This is a genomic window from Vibrio sp. Vb1166 (genome assembly GCF_033338695.1).
GTDB classification, from domain to species: domain Bacteria; phylum Pseudomonadota; class Gammaproteobacteria; order Enterobacterales; family Vibrionaceae; genus Vibrio; species Vibrio alginolyticus.
In genome coordinates this window covers 21,113-40,813 of sequence record NZ_JAWOTE010000024.1, presented here as the reverse complement: position 1 = coordinate 40,813, position 19,701 = coordinate 21,113, and the positions used below count along the sequence as shown (strand labels likewise).

Annotated in this window: 16 protein-coding genes; 7 read left to right on the top strand and 9 right to left on the bottom strand. The window is 45.1% G+C overall.

What is annotated here, in order from left to right:
• Positions 1–187 precede the first annotated feature (187 nt).
• The 3 genes from R7E51_RS19330 to queF form a co-directional block, all read right to left on the bottom strand.
• The gene (locus R7E51_RS19330; RefSeq protein ID WP_005381978.1) at positions 188–1,753 is read right to left on the bottom strand and encodes a GGDEF domain-containing protein; all 1,566 of its coding nucleotides are present in this window, start codon (positions 1,751–1,753) and stop codon (positions 188–190) included.
• 98 nt (positions 1,754–1,851) lie between these two features.
• Positions 1,852–4,134 carry a tetratricopeptide repeat protein gene (locus R7E51_RS19325; protein ID WP_017635678.1) on the bottom strand — a complete coding sequence of 761 codons (2,283 nt, stop codon included), beginning with the start codon at positions 4,132–4,134 and terminating at the stop codon, positions 1,852–1,854.
• A gap of 164 nt (positions 4,135–4,298) precedes the next feature.
• Positions 4,299–5,144: an NADPH-dependent 7-cyano-7-deazaguanine reductase QueF gene (gene queF, locus R7E51_RS19320; protein WP_025768898.1), complete on the bottom strand. Its 846-nt coding sequence runs from the start codon at positions 5,142–5,144 to the stop codon at positions 4,299–4,301.
• A 108-nt stretch (positions 5,145–5,252) separates the two neighbouring features.
• On the opposite strand from queF, the gene syd reads away from it, so the two are divergent.
• Both syd and R7E51_RS19310 read left to right on the top strand, forming a co-directional pair.
• Positions 5,253–5,798, top strand: coding sequence for a SecY-interacting protein (syd, locus tag R7E51_RS19315; protein WP_025768899.1), 546 nt, complete (start codon positions 5,253–5,255; stop codon positions 5,796–5,798).
• Positions 5,799–5,800: 2 nt separating this feature from the next.
• A complete protein-coding gene (locus R7E51_RS19310) occupies positions 5,801–6,577 on the top strand; it encodes a Zn-ribbon-containing protein (protein ID WP_065274234.1) in 777 nt (258 codons plus the stop codon).
• A gap of 111 nt (positions 6,578–6,688) precedes the next feature.
• Here the strand turns inward: R7E51_RS19310 and R7E51_RS19305 are convergent, their stop codons facing one another.
• The 3 genes from R7E51_RS19305 to metN are packed head-to-tail and all read right to left on the bottom strand — an operon-like array spanning position 6,689 to position 9,232.
• Positions 6,689–7,498, bottom strand: a complete 810-nt coding sequence (locus R7E51_RS19305) for a MetQ/NlpA family lipoprotein (protein WP_005381966.1) — start codon at positions 7,496–7,498, stop codon at positions 6,689–6,691.
• Between the two features lie 32 nt (positions 7,499–7,530).
• Positions 7,531–8,208 (bottom strand): methionine ABC transporter permease, encoded by a 678-nt coding sequence (locus R7E51_RS19300; RefSeq protein ID WP_005383604.1) that lies wholly within the window; start codon positions 8,206–8,208, stop codon positions 7,531–7,533.
• Entirely contained in the window at positions 8,198–9,232 is a 1,035-nt protein-coding gene (metN, locus tag R7E51_RS19295) for a methionine ABC transporter ATP-binding protein MetN (protein ID WP_005381962.1), read from the bottom strand. The genes R7E51_RS19300 and metN overlap by 11 nt, the downstream gene beginning before the upstream one ends.
• Before the next feature lie 341 nt (positions 9,233–9,573).
• Here metN and gmhB point away from each other — a divergent pair, with 341 nt between their 5' ends.
• The 4 genes from gmhB (at position 9,574) to treC (ending at position 14,521) form a co-directional block, all read left to right on the top strand.
• A complete protein-coding gene (gene gmhB, locus R7E51_RS19290) occupies positions 9,574–10,125 on the top strand; it encodes a D-glycero-beta-D-manno-heptose 1,7-bisphosphate 7-phosphatase (RefSeq protein ID WP_005381961.1) in 552 nt (183 codons plus the stop codon).
• A gap of 74 nt (positions 10,126–10,199) precedes the next feature.
• Positions 10,200–11,147: a trehalose operon repressor TreR gene (gene treR / locus R7E51_RS19285; RefSeq protein ID WP_017821756.1), complete on the top strand. Its 948-nt coding sequence runs from the start codon at positions 10,200–10,202 to the stop codon at positions 11,145–11,147.
• A 176-nt stretch (positions 11,148–11,323) separates the two neighbouring features.
• Complete coding sequence (treB, locus tag R7E51_RS19280; protein ID WP_005383602.1) at positions 11,324–12,748, top strand: PTS trehalose transporter subunit IIBC; 1,425 nt, start codon at positions 11,324–11,326, stop codon at positions 12,746–12,748.
• Between the two features lie 87 nt (positions 12,749–12,835).
• Complete coding sequence (gene treC / locus R7E51_RS19275; protein WP_017821757.1) at positions 12,836–14,521, top strand: alpha,alpha-phosphotrehalase; 1,686 nt, start codon at positions 12,836–12,838, stop codon at positions 14,519–14,521.
• Positions 14,522–14,625: 104 nt separating this feature from the next.
• Here treC and R7E51_RS19270 read toward each other — a convergent pair whose 3' ends face one another.
• The 3 genes from R7E51_RS19270 to R7E51_RS19260 all read right to left on the bottom strand — a co-directional run bounded on the left by R7E51_RS19270 (position 14,626) and on the right by R7E51_RS19260 (position 17,870).
• Positions 14,626–15,525, bottom strand: a complete 900-nt coding sequence (locus tag R7E51_RS19270) for a hypothetical protein (RefSeq protein WP_017821758.1) — start codon at positions 15,523–15,525, stop codon at positions 14,626–14,628.
• A gap of 131 nt (positions 15,526–15,656) precedes the next feature.
• The gene (locus R7E51_RS19265) at positions 15,657–17,177 is read right to left on the bottom strand and encodes a winged helix-turn-helix domain-containing protein (RefSeq protein WP_017821759.1); all 1,521 of its coding nucleotides are present in this window, start codon (positions 17,175–17,177) and stop codon (positions 15,657–15,659) included.
• Between the two features lie 90 nt (positions 17,178–17,267).
• On the bottom strand, positions 17,268–17,870 hold the full coding sequence (locus tag R7E51_RS19260) for a YitT family protein (RefSeq protein WP_017821760.1): 603 nt from the start codon (positions 17,868–17,870) through the stop codon (positions 17,268–17,270).
• Between the two features lie 347 nt (positions 17,871–18,217).
• On the opposite strand from R7E51_RS19260, the gene glyA reads away from it, so the two are divergent.
• Positions 18,218–19,468, top strand: a complete 1,251-nt coding sequence (gene glyA, locus R7E51_RS19255) for a serine hydroxymethyltransferase (protein ID WP_005381985.1) — start codon at positions 18,218–18,220, stop codon at positions 19,466–19,468.
• The last annotated feature ends 233 nt before the right edge of the window (positions 19,469–19,701 follow it).

Here is a 19,701-nt window from a genome sequence, read left to right as displayed (position 1 = left end):
TTATCAACTCCCAAGCAACCTCAAGATGATACATTTGCCTTTTATAAATACATCATCTTGAAGTGACTTGGGTTTTTACAGCTTAGCAGACTAAAAGGGAAGAAATGTGATAACTCGTTGAAAATGGGTGGTTATAAAGCGAAGATTGCACCAAATTTGGTTTGTTTGCTCGCTTTTTGTACGAATCTTAGCTCCAGTTAAGCTGGTTTGTTCCACGTTTTTTAGCGTCCGCAAGCATCTTGCCAAGACGATCGAGCACATACTCTGGCGTATCGGACTCTTTGAAAGACGTCGATACAGCAGCTAAGGTAATCATGATATTTTGCTCACGGAACTTAAAGGGTAATTGGCTAATATCACGCTGGATATGCTTAATCAGATCCAGTGTGTATTCTTCAGATTGTTCCGGGACGAGTAGAATGAACTCCTCGCCACCAAAGCGAGCCACTGTTTCCGTTTCTGATACGCGCTTGTTAATAGTACGAGCGATGATCTTCAGCGCTTTATCGCCAGCCGTATAACCATAGCTATCATTCACCGCTTTGAAATTGTCTACATCAAACAGCACAACACGAAGGTTTTGCTGAGAGCGAATCCAACGGCGATACTCTAGCTCTAGTCGATCGTTAAATGCAGTGCGGTTATAAACTTTAGTCAGCGGGTCGAGCAACATACGCTGAGCTTGGTCATCTAAGCGTCGACGATAATCTTGCGTAGTTTCAAATACCGCTTCGAGTTGGTTCTTACTGTAACTTAACCGCTCTTGCAGCGCTTGCTCTCGCTCTTCCGTCATTTTCAGTCGCTCTGTCAGCGACGCCATTTTTTCGAGAAGAGGCGTGATTTCTTTTTTCACAACCGCGATATCTTGAGCTTGATTAAGTGACTTTTGGCTTAATTCAACCAAGCTGTTCATTTCTGTGTTGAGCTCTTGGCGGTGTTCAAAGTAGGTATGATGCTGGTCGACGTTCTGATGAACGGTTTTTAGGTTACTTGCGAGAGAAGTGTTCAGCTGATCAAGGAATTGGCTAGACGCCTCGCGCTCGAACTTTGTTGCTTCGACAACCAATTTCAGCGTTGAGAGCGTAAGCTCAATGAGAGACTCGGCACTCACGCCAAGGAGCAACTTAGCGCGAATATCCAGCAATCTATCGCCTGATTCTCCCTCGAAATCAAGCTCTGTAATAGTATGTTGGAGGTCGCTGGCTAAGCACTCAAGCTGAGATCTGTCGGGATTGTTTTCAAATTCACTAAGATGTAGACGTGAATTAGACGTGATGATTTTCAGAGCGCGTTCGTAAATACTCAGTAGCTTAGTGGCTTGATCAGCTTTATTGCTGGCGTGAACTTCAGAGAAACTCATCAGGTTCCGTAGTTCACGTTTTAACTGCGCAGGTAAGCCCGTGACACGTTGCAGTGTTTCACCACTGTGCTTGATTTGTTCGTCAAGGTAACCGTTTTGTTTATCCATCGTCTTCGACTGCTGTTTGAGCATCCTCTCTAATACCGCTAAACGCGGGATAAGAGTGCTGATATCTTTTTGATGTTGCAGCTCTTGTTGGATTTCAAATAGGTAGTTGGATACCTGAGTATTCGAACCCTGGCAAGCTGAAGACAATGATGCCACAACGCGTTTAAGAACTTGTTGTTCACGTTTGAATTTGAGTGAAGTATCACGATGAGTCAGTCTGAGTTGGTCAAGTTGACAACTCAGCTGATGCAGCTGCGACTGAATATCGGATTCCAAGATTCCCATGAAGTGACTACGGTTAAGTCCATGTACTACTGACAATTATCTGATAATAACAAAAAACTTTATAGCGTCATTAGTTATTACGTTCAACAGGCGTTTAATTATCCATTTTTTAATATTTTCTTGATGTCGTCCTCATTCTTGTAGGACGAATGGATCTTGATCAGGCCTTGGCTAATGGCATGTTGACAGGCAGTTCTTATGTTACCTGTTGCAAAGCTAGCAGCAGGCGCATTATCGATGGCTTTTAAGAACACCCAGTGGCTTTGCTTATCCTTCAAGCTGACTTCTCGTGCGATGTGAGTAGCAAGCAATAACAGATCGAGTAATTCCTCATCGTTAATTGCAGTGTAGGCTCGGGGTAAGAACGGATAATCGCTGATGCCCATACGAATAATACGATTGACGTTGTGCTGCTGTGCGAACTCATCCACCCAAGTCTGGAATTTTTCGAACATGACTTCGGCAGAAGCATCACGGTCAGCGTTCGGTTCTATGTAGAGTAAGTTCGCATCTGAGAAATGGTAAAGACGCGACGGTTTTTCTATTTTTTCCGCAAGGAAGTCGCCAAATGCCCGTTCTAGTTCTAGACCTGCCTTATAGCCGTTATGGACGTACATGCTTCGTAAGAATGGCAAATCGATCATAACAAAGCGTAGGCGATCATTAAGTGGTTCGTGGATCAATTCACCCATTTGCCATTGCTCGAAAGTTTCGCTCGACTTTTTCAATGAGCGAGAAAGCTTAACATTCAGCATACGCAAGTTACGTAAACGAGAGCGAGAGTGGGTGAAGAGGTCGTTACGCAGTTTTTCGATTTCACTTGCTTGGCGCTGCATAATGACACCACGGCGCATAATGAACAAAAACATGACCAAGACAGTAATAAACAATGCAAATGAGATTTTCTGGAATTTACGATGCTCTCTTTCCACTTGCTCTAAGCGTTCTGATTGACCGATGTAATGGATGGTTTGTTCGGCAAATTCTTTTTGCTGACGGAACGCATCCTCACTGATTTGGTTAAGCTGCTTTTGTTCTAGACGAACGAGGTTGGTGTATTTTTTATAAGCTTGCAGAGAAAGTTTGTATTCGCCTGCCTGCTCGTAACCCAACCCAAGTAAACGGTATGACTGCTGCTTAATGAAGTTGTTATTTTCAGGTGACTTTTCAGCAAGTGCTAACGCCAGCTTAGCATTAGTAATGACGTCTTTACTGTCATTTTGATGATAAGCCAGACCTGACTGAAGCAGGGCAGCCTTTGCTTCAAGCTTAGGAATATTGGTGTATTCTAAAAGCTCTTTAGAGCGGTCTAAGTACTGCTCTGCTAGCGCGTAGTTATAGAGTTGTAGGTAGGTAGCCGCCAAGCTTAAGCGAATTTTAATGATTCTATTGATGTTCTTACTGGTACTTTCATGGTCAAGCACGTTGAAGTAATGCACTAACGCAAGGTTAAACTTACCCTGATAAAAGTAGATGTCGCCCATTTGCTCTAGGACGTCCGCTAGGATCGGAGAGCTAGGGTAAGAGTCATAAAAATCTGCGGCTTGAGATAAGTATTCGATCGCTTTGTCGTACACTCGTCGCTCCTGGAAGAGCCTAGCCAAAAGGCGATTCACTTTTGCTAATCTTGCACCACTGTTACTTTCAATAGATTGCCAATAACCGTATAGCAGCTCTGACAAAGCCAAATTGTATTTCTTGCTATTGAGGTAAAACTCGCCGACGGCTGTGTAGTAGTCGATCAAGGCTAACTCAGAGCGGCTATCGTCAAGCATGGTCTTTGCTTCAGAGTACAAGTTTTCCGCTTTAATGATATCGCCACTATGTGAAGCGAGGAGTGCTCTTTGCATCACTAGTCGGTAGCGAACGCTGTCGGTGCGTTGTAATACGGCATCGGCTTCATCGAGCTGTTGTTCAATTTGGTTAAGCGTGTCTTCCGCTTTTGAGTAGTTTTCGTCGTACATCCAAATCATTTGGTTGCGCATCAGCTGGAGATCTAAGTCCATGTACGGCAATTGATATTCTTGCGCTAAGCGTTCCGCTTTATTTAGGTGCTCGATAGCCGAACGAACATTACCCATGGCGTAATCTGCCTGAGCGATAATCTTGTGCGCTTCGATGGTGCTGCTTGGTGTGCGAACGCTACGATCTGTTTCGTCGCGAGACATGGCTGAAGGGCTGTCACTTTCTTTGCGTTCTGTTAGCTCACGCTGTGACAAATAGTTGGTTGCCGCTTGTTTTGCTTGTGATGGTTCTATTTCCGCCAATTGTTGTGCTTCGTTGAGTAACGCGGACGATAAAATGGTTGCATGAAGTGGCTGTACAAACAGCAAGCAAAGAAAGCCAATCAATTTGAATAGACGCGAACTGTCCCAAAACATCCTTTCGTTCCCTCGAACTGTTTTTAGATATGGCGATAACGGCGAAAAGCCTCAATTAGCCGTTTAAATGCGGGTTGAAGCCATTTGATATAGTAACATGCTTGGACAATAAAAACGTCCGGCAACCCTTTAGATTGCCGAACTTATTTCTGTTGCCTATGCGCTTACTGACGAGCCATACGGTGATTGTGAGCTGGCTTATCTTGTTCCGTTGAGCGGTAAGGGTTGATATCCAAGCCTCCACGGCGCGTATAGCGGGCAAATACGGTCAGTTTGCTTGGTTGGCAGTATTTCATTAGATCCGTAAAAATACGCTCTACACACTGTTCGTGGAACTCATTGTGCTCGCGGAAAGACACTAAGTAACGTAACAGCTTCTCACGAGCTATTTTTGCGCCTTGGTAGCGAATTTCTACACTGCCCCAGTCGGGTTGGTTAGTGATCAAACAGTTTGATTTCAATAGGTGGCTATGTAGCACCTCTTCAACTTGTACTTCACCTGCTGCACCTTCAAGCAAATCGGCATCGAAATCGTAACTGGTGATGTTAATGTCTTGGTCATCAATACATTCACCGTCCATTGTTACGATAGGTTGATTGGTATAGTGGGTCACTGGATTCACCTCAACCAGCACCTTTTCACCTGCGCATTCAGAAAGGTCTTGTGTTAAACGCTCAGTCACTTCTTCCCAGCTTGCAAAGCGGGTTTGGTTATAGCTGTTTAAGTACAGTTTGAAAGACTTCGATTCAATCAAGTTTGCGCTGGTGGCTGGAATGTATACTTCGCCAACGGCCACTTGTGGTAAACCTTTACTATTTAACCAAGACAGTTCGTACAGCGTCCAAATGTCGTGCCCCATGAAAGGCAGAGTATCGCCTAACTGGAGGTCATCTCGGTTCAGGCTGCGAGGGACTGGTTGCAGCAAGCTTGGGTCATACTGGTTCGCATACTCGGTCGTTTTACCTAGTGTTAAGCCAGCAAGCTCTTTAGCGTCAGAATATTTGCTCATACTTTGTGGTCGTTTTCGATTAGAATGGCGAGAATTTTACTGAATCCGCTGGTCAATTGCCATCCGGCAAGCACGGCTATCTGATAAATAAGGAATGAGGAGACCTTCATGACCCCAAACGTTACTCAGGCGCTACAAGAGTTCAGCCTGCGCTACCAACAAGCTTGGCAAGCTAAGCACAATGAGTTGCCAAGCAGTGAAGAGCTTGCAGAGCTTGTTTCTCCTTGTGTCGAAGAGAAGCGTGATGGAAAGGTGCTTTGGAAAGCGGTCGCACGTGATGAAATGGCCGATTTCACCAATGTGGAAAATGCGATTGAGTTGTCACTGCAAGATGATGTTAAAGCCTTTTATGGTTCTCAATACTGCGCTGATATGGAGGCAACTTGGCAAGGTAATTCGTTGACGCTGCTGCAAGTCTGGAGCGATGACGATTTCGTGCGTCTACAAGAAAATATTCTTGGTCATTTGGTGACGCAGCGCCGCTTGAAACTTAAACCAACAGTATTTATCGCAGCGACAGATGAGGAAATGGATGTGATTTCTATTTGTAACCTCACTGGCAATGTGATTCTAGAGCGTTTGGGCACCTCTAAACGTGATGTATTGGCAGATTCATTGGTTGAGTTCTTGAATAAGTTAGAGGCTGCCGTCTAAGTATGTATGTTGTTGAGTTGCAGTTTGAGTGTTTTGATAACACCACCGTCAGCGCGGTAGACAAAGCCATTAATGGCTTGATGGATGCTCTGCGTTACAACGGCCAAGTATTAGGTCGTGAATTCCCGATAGTGATGGGAGAAGGTGAATTTTTCGTTCGTGTTGTTTGCCCAGAACAAGACAGCTTGCATCCACGTTATCACTCAGATTTCGTCAAAGTGTGCATGAACCGTTTGTCGGATGCGTCTTTGCTTGCACCGAAAATGCGTATGCTGGGGCGTGATTTGAATTCAGAACAAGCAGCCGAAGAAGAGACACCTAGCTGGCAAGTGTTGTACACGACTTATGTTCATACGTGTTCGCCTTTGCGAAGTGGTGAAACCCTGTTGCCAATTCCTTTGTATCGTAATGAGCCAACACTTAATGGAGACCATAAAGCCGTCATTAAGTGGCAGACTGAGTGGCAAGCGTGTGATGAAATCCAAATGGCAGGGGGCTGCCGAGCGGAACATGCGGCGCTGCACGAAATTTGCGATGTGGATAGTGTGCTGTTTCGCCGAGGTTGGGACTTACGTGGCCGTATCGATTACATCACGAAGATCCCTACGTACTATTACCAGTATCGTGTCGGTGGTCAGTCGCTGGAGAGCGAGAAAGCGCGCAAGTGTCCAAAATGCGATGGCGAGTGGCTACTCGATGAGCCACTACATGACATATTTCATTTTAAGTGTGATGACTGCCGAATCGTGTCGAATATCTCTTGGGACCATCTTAAGTAGCGAATTGAAGCTACTTAAATGGGTAGATAGACAAATAGAAAGGGCTGATGTTTTCACATCAGCCCTTTTGTGTTTAGAACGTTGTTTTCAGTCATGTTTTGAAAAGTGGGATTACCAACCTTTCACAACACCGCCTTTGAACAGTTCTTTTGCCGCTTCGTAAACTTCTTCCGTTTGGTAAGCTTTTACGAAGTTTTGTACGTTTTGCGCATTAACATTTTCTTCGCGAGCGACAATTAGGTTTACGTATGGTGAGTCTTTATCTTCAACGAACACGCCGTCACGCTCTGGCGATAGGTCGATAGAGCTTGCGTAAGTGGTGTTGATGATAGATAGCGTTACGTCATCCAGTGAACGTGGAAGCTGTGGGGCTTCTAGTTCAATGATTTCGATATTTTTAGGGTTGCCTACGATGTCACGTACTGTAGCGAGTAGACCAACGCCATCACGTAGCGTAATTAAACCTTGCTGCTCAAGAAGCAGTAGTGAGCGACCTAGGTTAGTTGGGTCGTTTGGTACTGCGATGCGTGCGCCATCTTGAATTTCATCAATTGATTTTACTTGCTTTGAGTAACCAGCAATAGGATAAACGAATGAGTTACCCGCGATAGCCAGTTTGTAGCCGCGGTCTTTCACTTGTTGGTCTAGGTATGGTTTGTGCTGGAACGCATTCGCGTCTACTGAACCATCATCCAGAGCGGCGTTTGGTGTTACGTAATCGGTAAATGTTACTAGCTCAACATCTAGGTTGTATTTCTCTTTTGCTACTTTAGCGGCAACTTCGGCTACTTGTGCTTCAGCACCAGCAATAACGCCAACTTTTACTTTGTTTACGTCTACTTCTTTGTCGCCGCAACCCGCTAGAGCAAGAGCAGAGGCGGCCGTTGCTACAGTCAAAAGACCTTTAAGGCTAAATTTCATCTTTATCTCCTTATAATTTGTATTTTTGATGCTTATCTGTGGTCTACACGGCGCACCACTGCGTCACCGATAGACTGAATAATCTGTACTAGAACAATCAACATCACGACAGTCACGGCCATGATAGTTACATCGTAGCGGTGGAAACCGTAACGGATGGCTACGTCGCCTAGGCCGCCGCCGCCTACCGTACCCGCCATAGCTGAGTAGCTAACGAGAGTGACCAAGGTAATCGTTACTGAGTTAACAATAGTCGGCATTGCTTCAGGTAGTAGAACTTTTGTGATGATCTGTGTTGGTGTCGCCCCCATTGACTGCGCTGCTTCCACCAAGCCTGTCGGTACTTCTAATAAAGCACCTTCAATAAGACGAGCGACAAAAGGAATGGCGCCAATAGTCAGTGGGACGATTGCTGCGGTTGTACCGATAAAGGTTCCAACCAGCATTTTTGTCACTGGAATAATCGCAACCATCAGTACGAGGAATGGCACTGAGCGACCAATGTTAACGATAGCGCCTAAGCCGCTATTTAGTTTGGTGTTTTCAAGTAGGCCGCCTTTCTTAGTAATATGGAGGATTACGCCTAATGGAATACCCACAGCAAAGCCGACTAATCCGGCAACCGCAACCATGTAAAGCGTTTCCCACGTTGCACCTAAAAGTAGTTTGCTGTTTAAACTCAGCCATTCAGAAATCGTATTAAAGGACATAACCAAGTACCTCTACTTTTACGTTGTGCTTACGCAGGTATTCAAGAGCTGCGTTGTCATCTTCTTCGTTACCAAATAGCTCTGCGACCATCATGCCGAATTTCACTCCACCAGCGTAATCAAGGTCGGAACTCAAAATACTCACATCAATATTGTATTTACGAGAAATTTGCGACATTAACGGTGCATCGACGGTTGCGCCAGTAAACTCTAAGCGAACCAACGGGTAGCTGCCATCAACACGCTCTGCTTGCAGACGAGCTTGGTAATCTTCAGGAATGGAAAGATCCAGCGTTGAGCGAATGAATTGGTGCGCTAGCTCTGTCTTAGGGTGCGCAAAAATATCGCCAACGGTGCCTTTTTCCACCAGCTCACCACCACCGATGATTGCTACTTCGTGACAGATACTTTTTACGACTTCCATTTCGTGAGTGATAAGTAAAATCGTGATGTTGAGTTTGCGGTTGATCTCTTTCAATAACTCAAGGATAGATTGAGTTGTTGCTGGATCTAGTGCGCTAGTGGCCTCATCACAAAGCAGCACGCTAGGATCGGATGCCAATGCACGAGCAATTGCCACACGCTGTTTTTGTCCGCCACTTAAGTTAGATGGGTAGCTCTCGTGTTTGTCGGCTAAGCCTACAAGCTTTAGCAACTCAGTTACTTTTGTTGTGATTTGCGATTTGTCTTTACCTGCCAGTTCTAGGGGTAATGCCACATTATCAAACACAGTACGAGACGAAAGCAGGTTAAAGTGCTGGAAGATCATGCCAATGTTACGGCGTGTTTCGACTAGTTGTTTTTTACTGAGTTTGGTTAGATCTACACCATCAACGATGATGGAACCAGAAGTCGGTGCTTCTAGCATGTTGACACAGCGGATCAGCGTACTTTTACCAGCACCTGATGAACCGATAACACCAAAGATGGTGCCTTTGTCGATGTGTAGGTTAATGTCTTTCAGGGCAAGGATTTCCTTACTGCCTTGGTAGAACACTTTATTGACGTTTTTTATTTCTATCATGTTTCAACCTGCCCAAAGATACGGGGAACTTCGCTGTCAAAAACGGCCTTTGACAGAACTTAATGTTGAGCTTTATCTCAATTTTCAGTTGATGCTATGGGTTAAGCAGAATGAAGTCAATAGATATTTTTACGTCTAGACGTCTAAATGTATGGATGTTCTGTTTCGAAACGGAGATGTATAGATAGCAAGCAGGAGGTAGACGGCAGGGCACCCTCAGATTTACCGATTCTTGCCCAACAAATCAACCGTTTTGTCGAGGTCTAGAATGAATTAGATAGTGTTGAAGTTTATAAGGTATGTAATAATCTGATTAAACCGAGTTAATAGAGAAATACGTTTTGGCAAAACCTGCTGTTTTTATCGATCGTGATGGCGTGATAAACGTTGACCACGGCTACGTTCATGACGAACATGATTTTGAGTACATTGATGGTGTATTTGAAGCGACGAAAGCGCTAAAAGATAAAGGCTACCTTCTAGTGTTAGTGACGAATCAATCGGGCATCGCACGCGGTAAATTCAGTGAAGACCGTTTCTTGTCTCTGACTCAATGGATGGATTGGAACTTTGCTGATAATGGTGTTGAGTTCGATGGTATCTATTACTGTCCACATCATCCAGAACATGGCATTGGCGAGTACAAGCAAGATTGTGAGTGCCGTAAGCCAAAACCAGGCATGTTCATTTCTGCGCGTGACTTCTTGAAGATCGACATGGAGAAATCTGTGATGATCGGCGATAAAGCTGAAGACATGATGGCAGCAGAAGCGGCAGGCGTTGGCACTAAGATTTTGGTTCGCACTGGTAAGCCAGTAACGGAACAGGGCGAAGCCATTGCAACGGTAGTATTAGATAGCATTGCAGATGTGCCTGCGTACTTAAACAAGTAATCTTCATTACTGACTGAGATAAGGGAAGCCACTGCTTCCCTTTTGTTTGATTCCTTCTTTTAATCTGAACACTTATGAGCAAAAAACTCACCATTCTTGATATCGCAAAATTGGCAGGCGTGGGCAAATCAACAGTAAGCCGTGTGCTTACTAACGATCCAAAAGTGAAACCGCAAACGCGTGAGAAGGTAGAGCAAATCATTCGTGAATCAGGCTACGTCCCATCAAAGTCGGCGCAGTCGATGCGTGGTGGCAGTCAAAAGGTTATTGGGGTTATCATCTCCCGTTTAGATTCACCATCAGAAAATCGCGCCGTTGGTACCATGCTCAATGCTTTGTATTCCGCTGGTTATGATGCGGTGATCATGGAGAGCCAATTCGATCGCGATAAAACCAATGAACATTTGGATGTGCTTAAACGTCGCAACGTCGATGGGGTGATCGTGTTTGGCTTTACTGGATGTGATGAGCGAGCATTGGCGGAGTGGGGGAATCGTATCGTCGTGATCGCGATGGACACGCAAATGGTTTCTTCGATCAACTACGACAACCAAGGTGTGATAGACATGGCTTTGTCTCATCTTGAGCAGCAATCTTTATCTCACATTGCTTATATTGGTGTTGATCCTGAAGACAAAACCACTGGCTTAGCTCGTCTAAATGCTTATAAAGCTTGGTGTCAACGCAAGCAAATTGCACCTTGTTTCCAAACGGGTAAGTTGAGCCATGAAAGTGCTTATCAGTTGGTAGACAAAGTCCTTCAATCTGATACTCAGGCCATCGTGTGCGCCAGTGACACTATCGCGTTGGGCGTGATTAAGCGTCTTCAAGAGTTAGGCCGTGAAGACGTGGTTGTGACAGGTGTTGGTGGTAATGAATTGCTCTCTTTCCTTTTCCCTAAAGTATTTAGTGTCGATCCAGGTTATACCCTTGCAGGTGAGAAGTCCGCTAACATGCTGATCAATCAATTAAATGGCGATGAGGAAGTGGTTCACTTTACTCAACAGCCTATCGTTTGTTAATCCACACTAAAACGATCTGCTCTAAAATTATACTGTGATCATTCTCAATTAATGGGACTGTTCCCATTTTGTTTTTTGTCTTCGAATGGCAATATTAAAATTAAGAAATGGGAATGTTCCCATTTATAAAAACAAAATGATGAATCGAATGTATCCAATACAGGGTGGACAAAGTTATGAGTAAGATTGCGCGTAAAGACGTGGAGCGTCTTATTGAGCTGGTCGGGGGGCCGGACAATATTGCCAGTGTAAGTCACTGTTTAACTCGCTTGCGTTTTGTTCTAAATGATACGGACAAAGCAGATACGAAACAGTTAGAAACATTACCGATGGTGAAGGGCTGTTTTACCAACGCAGGCCAGTTCCAAGTGGTTATCGGTACTGAAGTGGATGAAGTTTACAAGGTACTGATCGGACTGACGGGTAAAAGTGAAGCCAGCAAAGACGAAGCGAAGAACGCTGCTCGTCAAAACATGAATATCGTTGAGCGTGGTATTTCCCACCTTGCAGAAATCTTTGTACCACTGCTACCTGCGATCATTACCGGTGGTCTGATCCTTGGCTTCCGTAACGTGATTGGCGACATCAAGATGTTTGATGGTCAAACGCTAACGGAAATCAGCCAGTTTTGGGCAACGGTACACTCTTTCCTATGGCTAATTGGTGAAGCAATCTTCTTCTTCCTACCAGTTGGCGTGTGTTGGTCGACAGTGAAAAAACTCGGCGGTACTCCGATTTTGGGTATCACATTGGGTGTCACGCTGGTTTCGCCGCAGTTAATGAACGCTTACCTAATTGGTAAGCAAGTACCTGAAGTTTGGGACTTTGGCTTATTCGCCATCGAGAAAGTGGGCTATCAGGCGCAAGTGATTCCAGCAATGCTTGCTGGTATGGCTCTGGCGTTTATTGAAACCAACTTAAAACGCATCATTCCGTCTTACCTTTACCTAGTGGTCGTGCCGTTTGTCTCAATCATTGTGTCTGTGATTCTTGCGCACTCTATCATTGGTCCATTCGGTCGTATGTTGGGTGACGGCGTTGCTTTCGCAGCAAAAGCAGCCATGACGGGTGACTTCGCAATGATTGGCTCAACCATCTTCGGCTTCCTATACGCGCCATTGGTCATTACTGGTATTCACCACACAACCAACGCGGTAGACCTTCAACTGATGCAAGAGCTAGGCGGCACGCCAATTTGGCCTCTGATTGCGCTTTCAAATATTGCTCAAGCGTCTGCGGTCGTCGGCATCATTATCATCAGTAAAAAACACGGCGAGCGTGATATCTCAGTGCCTGCAGCTATCTCTGCTTACCTTGGTGTGACTGAGCCGGCGATGTACGGCATCAACTTGAAATACAAGTTCCCAATGCTGAGCGCAATGATCGGTAGTGCGTGTGCTGCTGCTATTTGTGGTAGTGCGGGCGTAATGGCGAACGGTATCGGAGTGGGCGGTTTGCCTGGCATCTTATCTATCCAACCGCAGTTCTGGGGCATTTTTGCTTTGGCTATGTTAGTCGCAATGCTGGTACCTGCCGCATTAACGTTAATTCTTTATAAGCGTGCACAAGCCAAAGGTGAGCTTGAGCCTGCAAACGCGTAATTCTATTTGAGGCAGTGACTTGGCTGCCTCCGCCTATTTTTCTTTTCAAATTTTAAGTTTCCGATTACTGGTAAGTGAGTGTTAGAAATGGCTATGACCAAGCATGATGAGAGCTGGTGGAAAACCGCAACCATCTATCAAATTTACCCAAAAAGCTTTTGTGACAGTGGCAGTAAAGGCACGGGCGACATCAAAGGGATCATTTCTAAGCTGGATTATCTTAAGCATCTTGGTGTGGATGCGATTTGGCTGACGCCGGTTTACCAATCACCAATGATCGACAACGGTTATGACATATCCGATTACTACTCGATCAACCCTGAGTTCGGCACTATGGAAGATTTCGATACTTTGCTAGCAGAAGCGCATCAGTTGGGCATTCGTATTATCATGGACATTGTAGTGAACCACACGTCGACAGAACACAAGTGGTTCCAATCCGCACTGGGTGATAAAAACAGCCCATACCGTGATTACTACATTTGGAAAGATCCGGTAGATGGTGTAGAACCAAACAACTGGCAATCTAAGTTTGGTGGTAACGCTTGGGCGCTGGATGAAAAAACAGGCCAGTACTATTTGCACCTTTTTGCTAAAGAGCAAGCGGACTTAAACTGGGAAAACCCAGTAGTGCGTGAAGAAGTGAAAGAAGTCATCAGCTTCTGGGCAGAAAAAGGAGTGGATGGTTTCCGTCTCGACGTTATCAACCTGATTTCCAAGCAGCAAGATTTTCCAAGTGACGATATTGGTGATGGTCGTCGTTTCTACACGGATGGTCCACGTGTGCACGAATACCTTCAAGAGATTAGCGAATCTGTGTTTCAAAAATACGGCAGCGTGACGGTGGGTGAAATGTCTTCCACCACACTAGAGCACTGCCAGCAATATTCTTCGCTAGACGGCAAAGAGCTATCCATGGTGTTCAACTTCCATCATCTGAAAGTCGATTATCCAAATGGTGAAAAATGGACCAAAGCGCCGTTTGATTTCATTCAGTTAAAACAGATCTTCAATCATTGGCAAACGGGCTTAAATGGCAAAGGGTGGGGGGCGCTGTTCTGGTGTAACCACGACCAGCCACGCGTTGTGAGCCGATTAGGTAACGACGAGCAATACCGTGTTGAATCTGCCAAGATGCTTGCGGCATCAGTGCACATGATGCAAGGCACACCTTATGTTTACCAGGGGGAAGAGATCGGCATGACCAACCCAGGTTACACCGAGATCAGCCAGTACCGTGACGTAGAAAGCACCAACATGTATGACATTATGGTCAACCGTGATGGTGTATCACACGAGGAGATGATGGCGATTTTGGCGCAGAAGTCGCGTGATAACTCACGTACACCAATGCAATGGAACTGCCAAAAGCACGCTGGTTTTACCGAAGGCACACCGTGGCTTGAAGTGGCGCAGAATTACTCTGAAATCAACGCAGAAGCAGCGGTTGCTGATTTGAACTCGGTGTTCTACTTCTACAAACGTTTGATTGAGCTACGTAAACAGGTTCCGGTGATCACCGATGGCCGTTATGAAGATTTACTGCCAGAGCATCAACGCATTTTTGCTTACGCTCGCCAGAACGACAAACAAACGCTGCTGTGTATCAATAACTACTACGCTGAAGAGGTGGAATGCGTTCTGCCAGAACGTTTTGAACTGAGTAAAGCGAAAAACTTGCTATCCAACTATCAAAACTCAGCGAGCGCAGTCGCGTCAAACCATCAAGTGTTACGACCTTACGAAACTCGTATTTTATTGATAGAAGAATAAACTCGGGTGTCATCACCCCTAGGATTGATGTTCGAGATGAAGGCTTTGGTGTGCTCCCCAAAGCCTTCTTTTATTGAGATGCCGTATCTCTAAAAGATGCGAGCTTATTTTGTTTCAATCGCTGTTAGCTGCACTTTCTCTTCGTTGATTTGTACTTGTTGTACTTTTAGTAGTTCGATTTGCTCAATCAGACCTAAGCTCGGATTAAACCAACGTTCTGCCGAAGTGGCGAACTCCATTGAGTCCATATCATCACAGTTTAGGTTGTAGATGTTCTCTTCCATCAGGTATGCCGCTTCAATTTTCTTGCCTGAGATCGAGAACGCTTTACGCATACCAGTCTCTCGGATTTGCTGTTGCCAAACCACTTGGCAAGATGCTGTCATAGGAAGGTTTTGTACCCACTCATGATCTTCAAAACGGTCTAGAAGGTTGTGAACTGCGTAGCCTGTAAGAGTGGTTTGCAGAGACATAGTTTCTTCACCGATGTCAATATTCGGGCTTTTCTCTTTTACGTCGTCACCGTTTAGGCGGAAAATCGGACCGCTGTGCATAAGCATGGCAATAAACTGATGACCAATGAAATAAGCGTCAGTGATTTCATGGAGTGCACCATCTGATCCTGCAAAGTAAAGCGTATTGCTCTCTTCGTCGTCGTTGTACTGCTCGTCTGAATAGTAGAACTGTTCGGCGCCGTAGTTCACCAAGTCATTAACCAACTGGACCATTGCCTCGCTGTTTGGGATTTGTGCCAATGCTGCCAATATTTGCTCGCTATCCATCGCTTGGAAGCTCAGTTTCATGTCGCCCTCTGGTTGGCCATCCAAGCTAAACGAATAGCTCAATTGTGTGTTTGGTACAGGAGCGAAGATTGAGTTGTGAATCGAGACGTCGAAACTTTCTTGAGGCATTTTGTTTGGATTCGCACTGCCAGAAGACGAACCTCCGCCACAGCCGTAAAGAGCCAGAGTTGCTGCTGCGATAAGCGTCATTTTGTTTAGCATGGTTTACATTCCTGATTGATAAGGCCGTTTCATGTTGGGCCGTTGCTTGAATGCGAGCATGCTAAGTTCAGTGAGAGAAAAAGGGCAAAAAACAAAAGCTAACAGGGGTTAATGAAAGCTTAATTTTATATTTAGGTCTTTGTTTTGTTTGGGGTTATTTCGTTGGCTACGTTAGTGCAATACTCGTTAATGAGCGCTTTCCATCGGCTTATGATTTCTTGATCGGTCACACTAACATGCAACGTTTTCCACGGTTGGAGGCAAGTCTCTTTTGATTCAGATTGAGAAAGACGCTCAAACAAGGTTTCGGAAGGTAAAACGCGCAGCAGCGCCACCAGTGATTCCATGTAGTTGAGACGGAACTGTTCAAGTTTGTTCTGCTTATAAGCAATGTGAGACACAAAGGTATAAATCAGTGCGTTTTGGATACGTGAGTCGCCATCTGGTGTCGTTAACAGAGCTTTTGCCCTGTCTAAGTTACCTAATTTGAAATGCAATAGACCTAACCAGAGGCTCAGCTCATCTGGCAAAACATCAAACGACGATTGTACTTGAGTTAAATACGCTTCCAGCTTTTGATGTTCGTGCTCGTATAAGGCGAGATGTCTTGCCGTTGTTATAGCCGCAAACTCATCAGATTGTCGGAGAGGTTGGCTAGAAAAGGCATTCTCGAATAACATTTTTTTGTGAATATCCGAAAGCTGCCACGTACTTGCCGAAGGTGCAGGCAGATTGAAGTATTGCGCGACATCCGAGTGCATTTGGAAAATATCCGATTGTAAGTCAGATAAACGCAGTGTGTACTCATTGCGAAACGCTAGCTTGCCCGTCGCAGGATAAATAAGGTTCATCTGCGCTTTCAAGATGCCCTGTTTTGTGCCGTCTTTTAACTCGATATTGAGCTCGTAGTCGCTGGTCTGCATGTTTCGTGCGCCAGGGAAATATGGCGCATGACCGATAGGATCAAGAAAGTAACTGGGAGCATCTTGGTTGGCGATGTCGGTGTATGGATATTCGACCTGTTGTTGCAGCAAGATGGCTTTGACCAGTATGCGGTATTTTCGCGCCTGAGAGCCGATTGAATCGACACGGTTGAGTAGTAGCTCGACTTTGGGAATCAGTAGTTGATGACGTGTTTGTTGTGTTGAGATTTCTTGGCGTTGCCATAACAAGCTTGCGAGCGTCACGCTACAAACTGCAAGTATGGCACACAAGCTATAAGCAAAAATCAGCTTGAAGTTCTTATTCCTCGCAACCTGAGTTGGGATAACGCGTCGATGGCTTTTCGCTGGTGGCACCAAACGAATATTGGCAGGGTTAAGAAAGTAGCCTTTGCGGGGGTAAGTGACTAAAAGCTTAGCGGCATCGTATTCGGGTAAGTACTGCTGTAGCAGGGCACGTAAGGTGCTAATGCGGTTCGTGAGCACATTCTTAGAGATGAACTTGCTCTGCCAAATGGTTTCAATAATGGTGTCAGCAGAGAGTGGGTGGCCAACGCTTGTTAACAGCAGTTCTAATAATTCAATGGTGCGAGGTTCAAGATCAATCGCGATAACATCTTGATGAAGGGTCTGTGTCTTCGGGTTATAGATCAGCTCTCCAATCGCAATATAACTGTGAGTCTGTTTAGCTTGTTGCAGAAAGTCGCGCATACCGTACCGATCTATTTGGAAATCGCGAAGTATTATATAGCGATTGGAGCGCGAAATCTTATAAATCGCGCTTCAATCATTATCAAAAATTTATGAACCGTAGGTCACGGAATAGCGGTGCGGTTTGTGGTTCATCGCTAACACGAGATTGAGTGCAAACGCCCCCAAAATTGAAAGGCCAATCACTTCTGGTGTGACAAAGAAGAATGAAGCAAATAGGATACATGCATCGATTGCCATTTGGCTTTTGCCAACTGAAATGCCAAATTTGTCTTGGATAAACAAACACAGCACGTTAAAGCCACCCAAGCTGGAGCGATGTCGGAATAGGATCAGCATACCGAGCCCCATTAAAAGCCCGCCTGCGATGGCGCAATAAACTTCATTTACCGATTCGAGCGAGATTAGCAAATAAAGATGATCGGCAAAGATAGAAACCAACGCGCCAGAAATGGCACTATTAATGGCGAAATGACGGCCGAAGCGTTTCCATGCTAGTAAGTAAAAAGGACTGTTTGCTAAAAAGTACAGCACACCAAAGGTAAAAGGTGTAAATTGGCTAATAAGCAGAGCCAATCCAGTCGTGCCTCCCGTTAGAAGGCTCGCGGATTGGAGAAAGAAAACGCCTTGAGCTACTAAAAAGGTACCCGTGAGAATCGCTATCCAGTCTTCTTTTAATGAGTGTTTTTCCATCAATATTGCAGTCATTAGTGATAAATAAGGCGTGCATAGTAGTAAAAAGATGATCTTTTCGGTAGCTAGAGGGTAAAATTTACGGTAAACCTATGTAATTGCTGTTTTACAGGGTGTAAAGCACAAATTTGACAGGCAATAGATTGTCGTTATGCGATTGCAATGCTGGCATGATAAACATTGCTTGTCATCATGAAAAAACTGCATGAGAAAAATTGTAAATTTCTCTTTATGACCTAAATCAAATTATGTAGAATGCGCGCCATTAGGGTGACGAAAACGTTTGCGTCGGGTCATTCAACAGTTTTTTTGCAACTTTCAGTACTAATCTGAGTCAGGAGATACAGATGCTTAAGCGTGATATGAACATCGCAGATTACGATGCGGAACTGTTCGCAGCTATCCAGGAAGAAACTCTTCGCCAGGAAGAACACATTGAACTTATCGCTTCTGAAAACTACACAAGCCCACGTGTAATGGAAGCGCAAGGTTCTCAGCTAACGAACAAATACGCTGAAGGCTACCCAGGTAAGCGTTACTACGGCGGTTGTGAGTACGTAGATAAAGCTGAAGCACTAGCAATTGAGCGTGCATGCCAACTATTTGGTTGTGAGTACGCTAACGTACAGCCTCACTCAGGTTCTCAAGCAAACAGCGCAGTTTACATGGCGCTTCTTAACCCTGGCGATACAGTTTTAGGCATGAGCCTAGCACACGGTGGTCACCTAACTCACGGTTCACCAGTAAACTTCTCGGGTAAGCACTACAACGTTATCCCTTACGGTATCGATGAAGCTGGTCAAATCAACTACGACGAGATGGAACAGCTAGCACTTGAACACAAACCTAAGATGATCATCGGTGGTTTCTCTGCTTACTCGCAAATCGTTGATTGGAAACGCATGCGTGAAATCGCTGACAAAGCAGGTGCTTACTTATTTGTTGATATGGCGCACGTAGCTGGTCTTATCGCCGCCGGTGAATACCCAACACCAGTACCGCATGCTCACGTGGTCACAACAACGACGCACAAAACACTAGCAGGTCCTCGCGGTGGTCTTATCTTGTCAAATGCTGGCGAAGATATGTACAAGAAATTGAACTCAGCAGTGTTCCCTGGTGGTCAAGGTGGCCCTCTAATGCACGTTATCGCTGGTAAAGCAGTAGCGTTCAAAGAAGCGATGGAGCCAGAGTTCAAAGCTTATCAAGCTCGCGTAGTGAAAAACGCAAAAGCAATGGTTGGTCAGTTCCAAGAGCGTGGCTACAAAATCGTATCTAACGGTACAGAAAACCACTTGTTCCTTGTTGACCTAATCGACAAAGATATCACTGGTAAAGACGCAGACGCGGCACTAGGTGCAGCAAACATCACTGTAAACAAGAACTCAGTACCAAATGACCCACGCAGCCCATTCGTAACGTCTGGTATCCGTGTAGGTACGCCAGCGATCACTCGCCGTGGCTTCACTGAAGAAGATGCAAAAGAGCTAGCAAACTGGATGTGTGACGTTCTAGATAACATCGGCAACGAAGAAGTTATCGAAGCGACTAAACAGAAAGTGCTCGAAATTTGTAAGCGTCTACCGGTTTACGCCTAACTATTCTTCATAGAATGAGTCAATTCCGGTGTCGAACATACTCACTTGCTCGTGCAAACTCCGTGTGTTCTCCTAGAACTCGACTCATCTATTTTGAACATTGATATACTAAAGGTCCTCAATTGAGGGCCTTTTTGTTTGTCTGGCGTTTGGAATGAGATATAGCGAAGAGTGTGTGATAAGGAGATGGCTACCAACACTGTCCCTTTCAATATATCCAAACCGCGTCATTC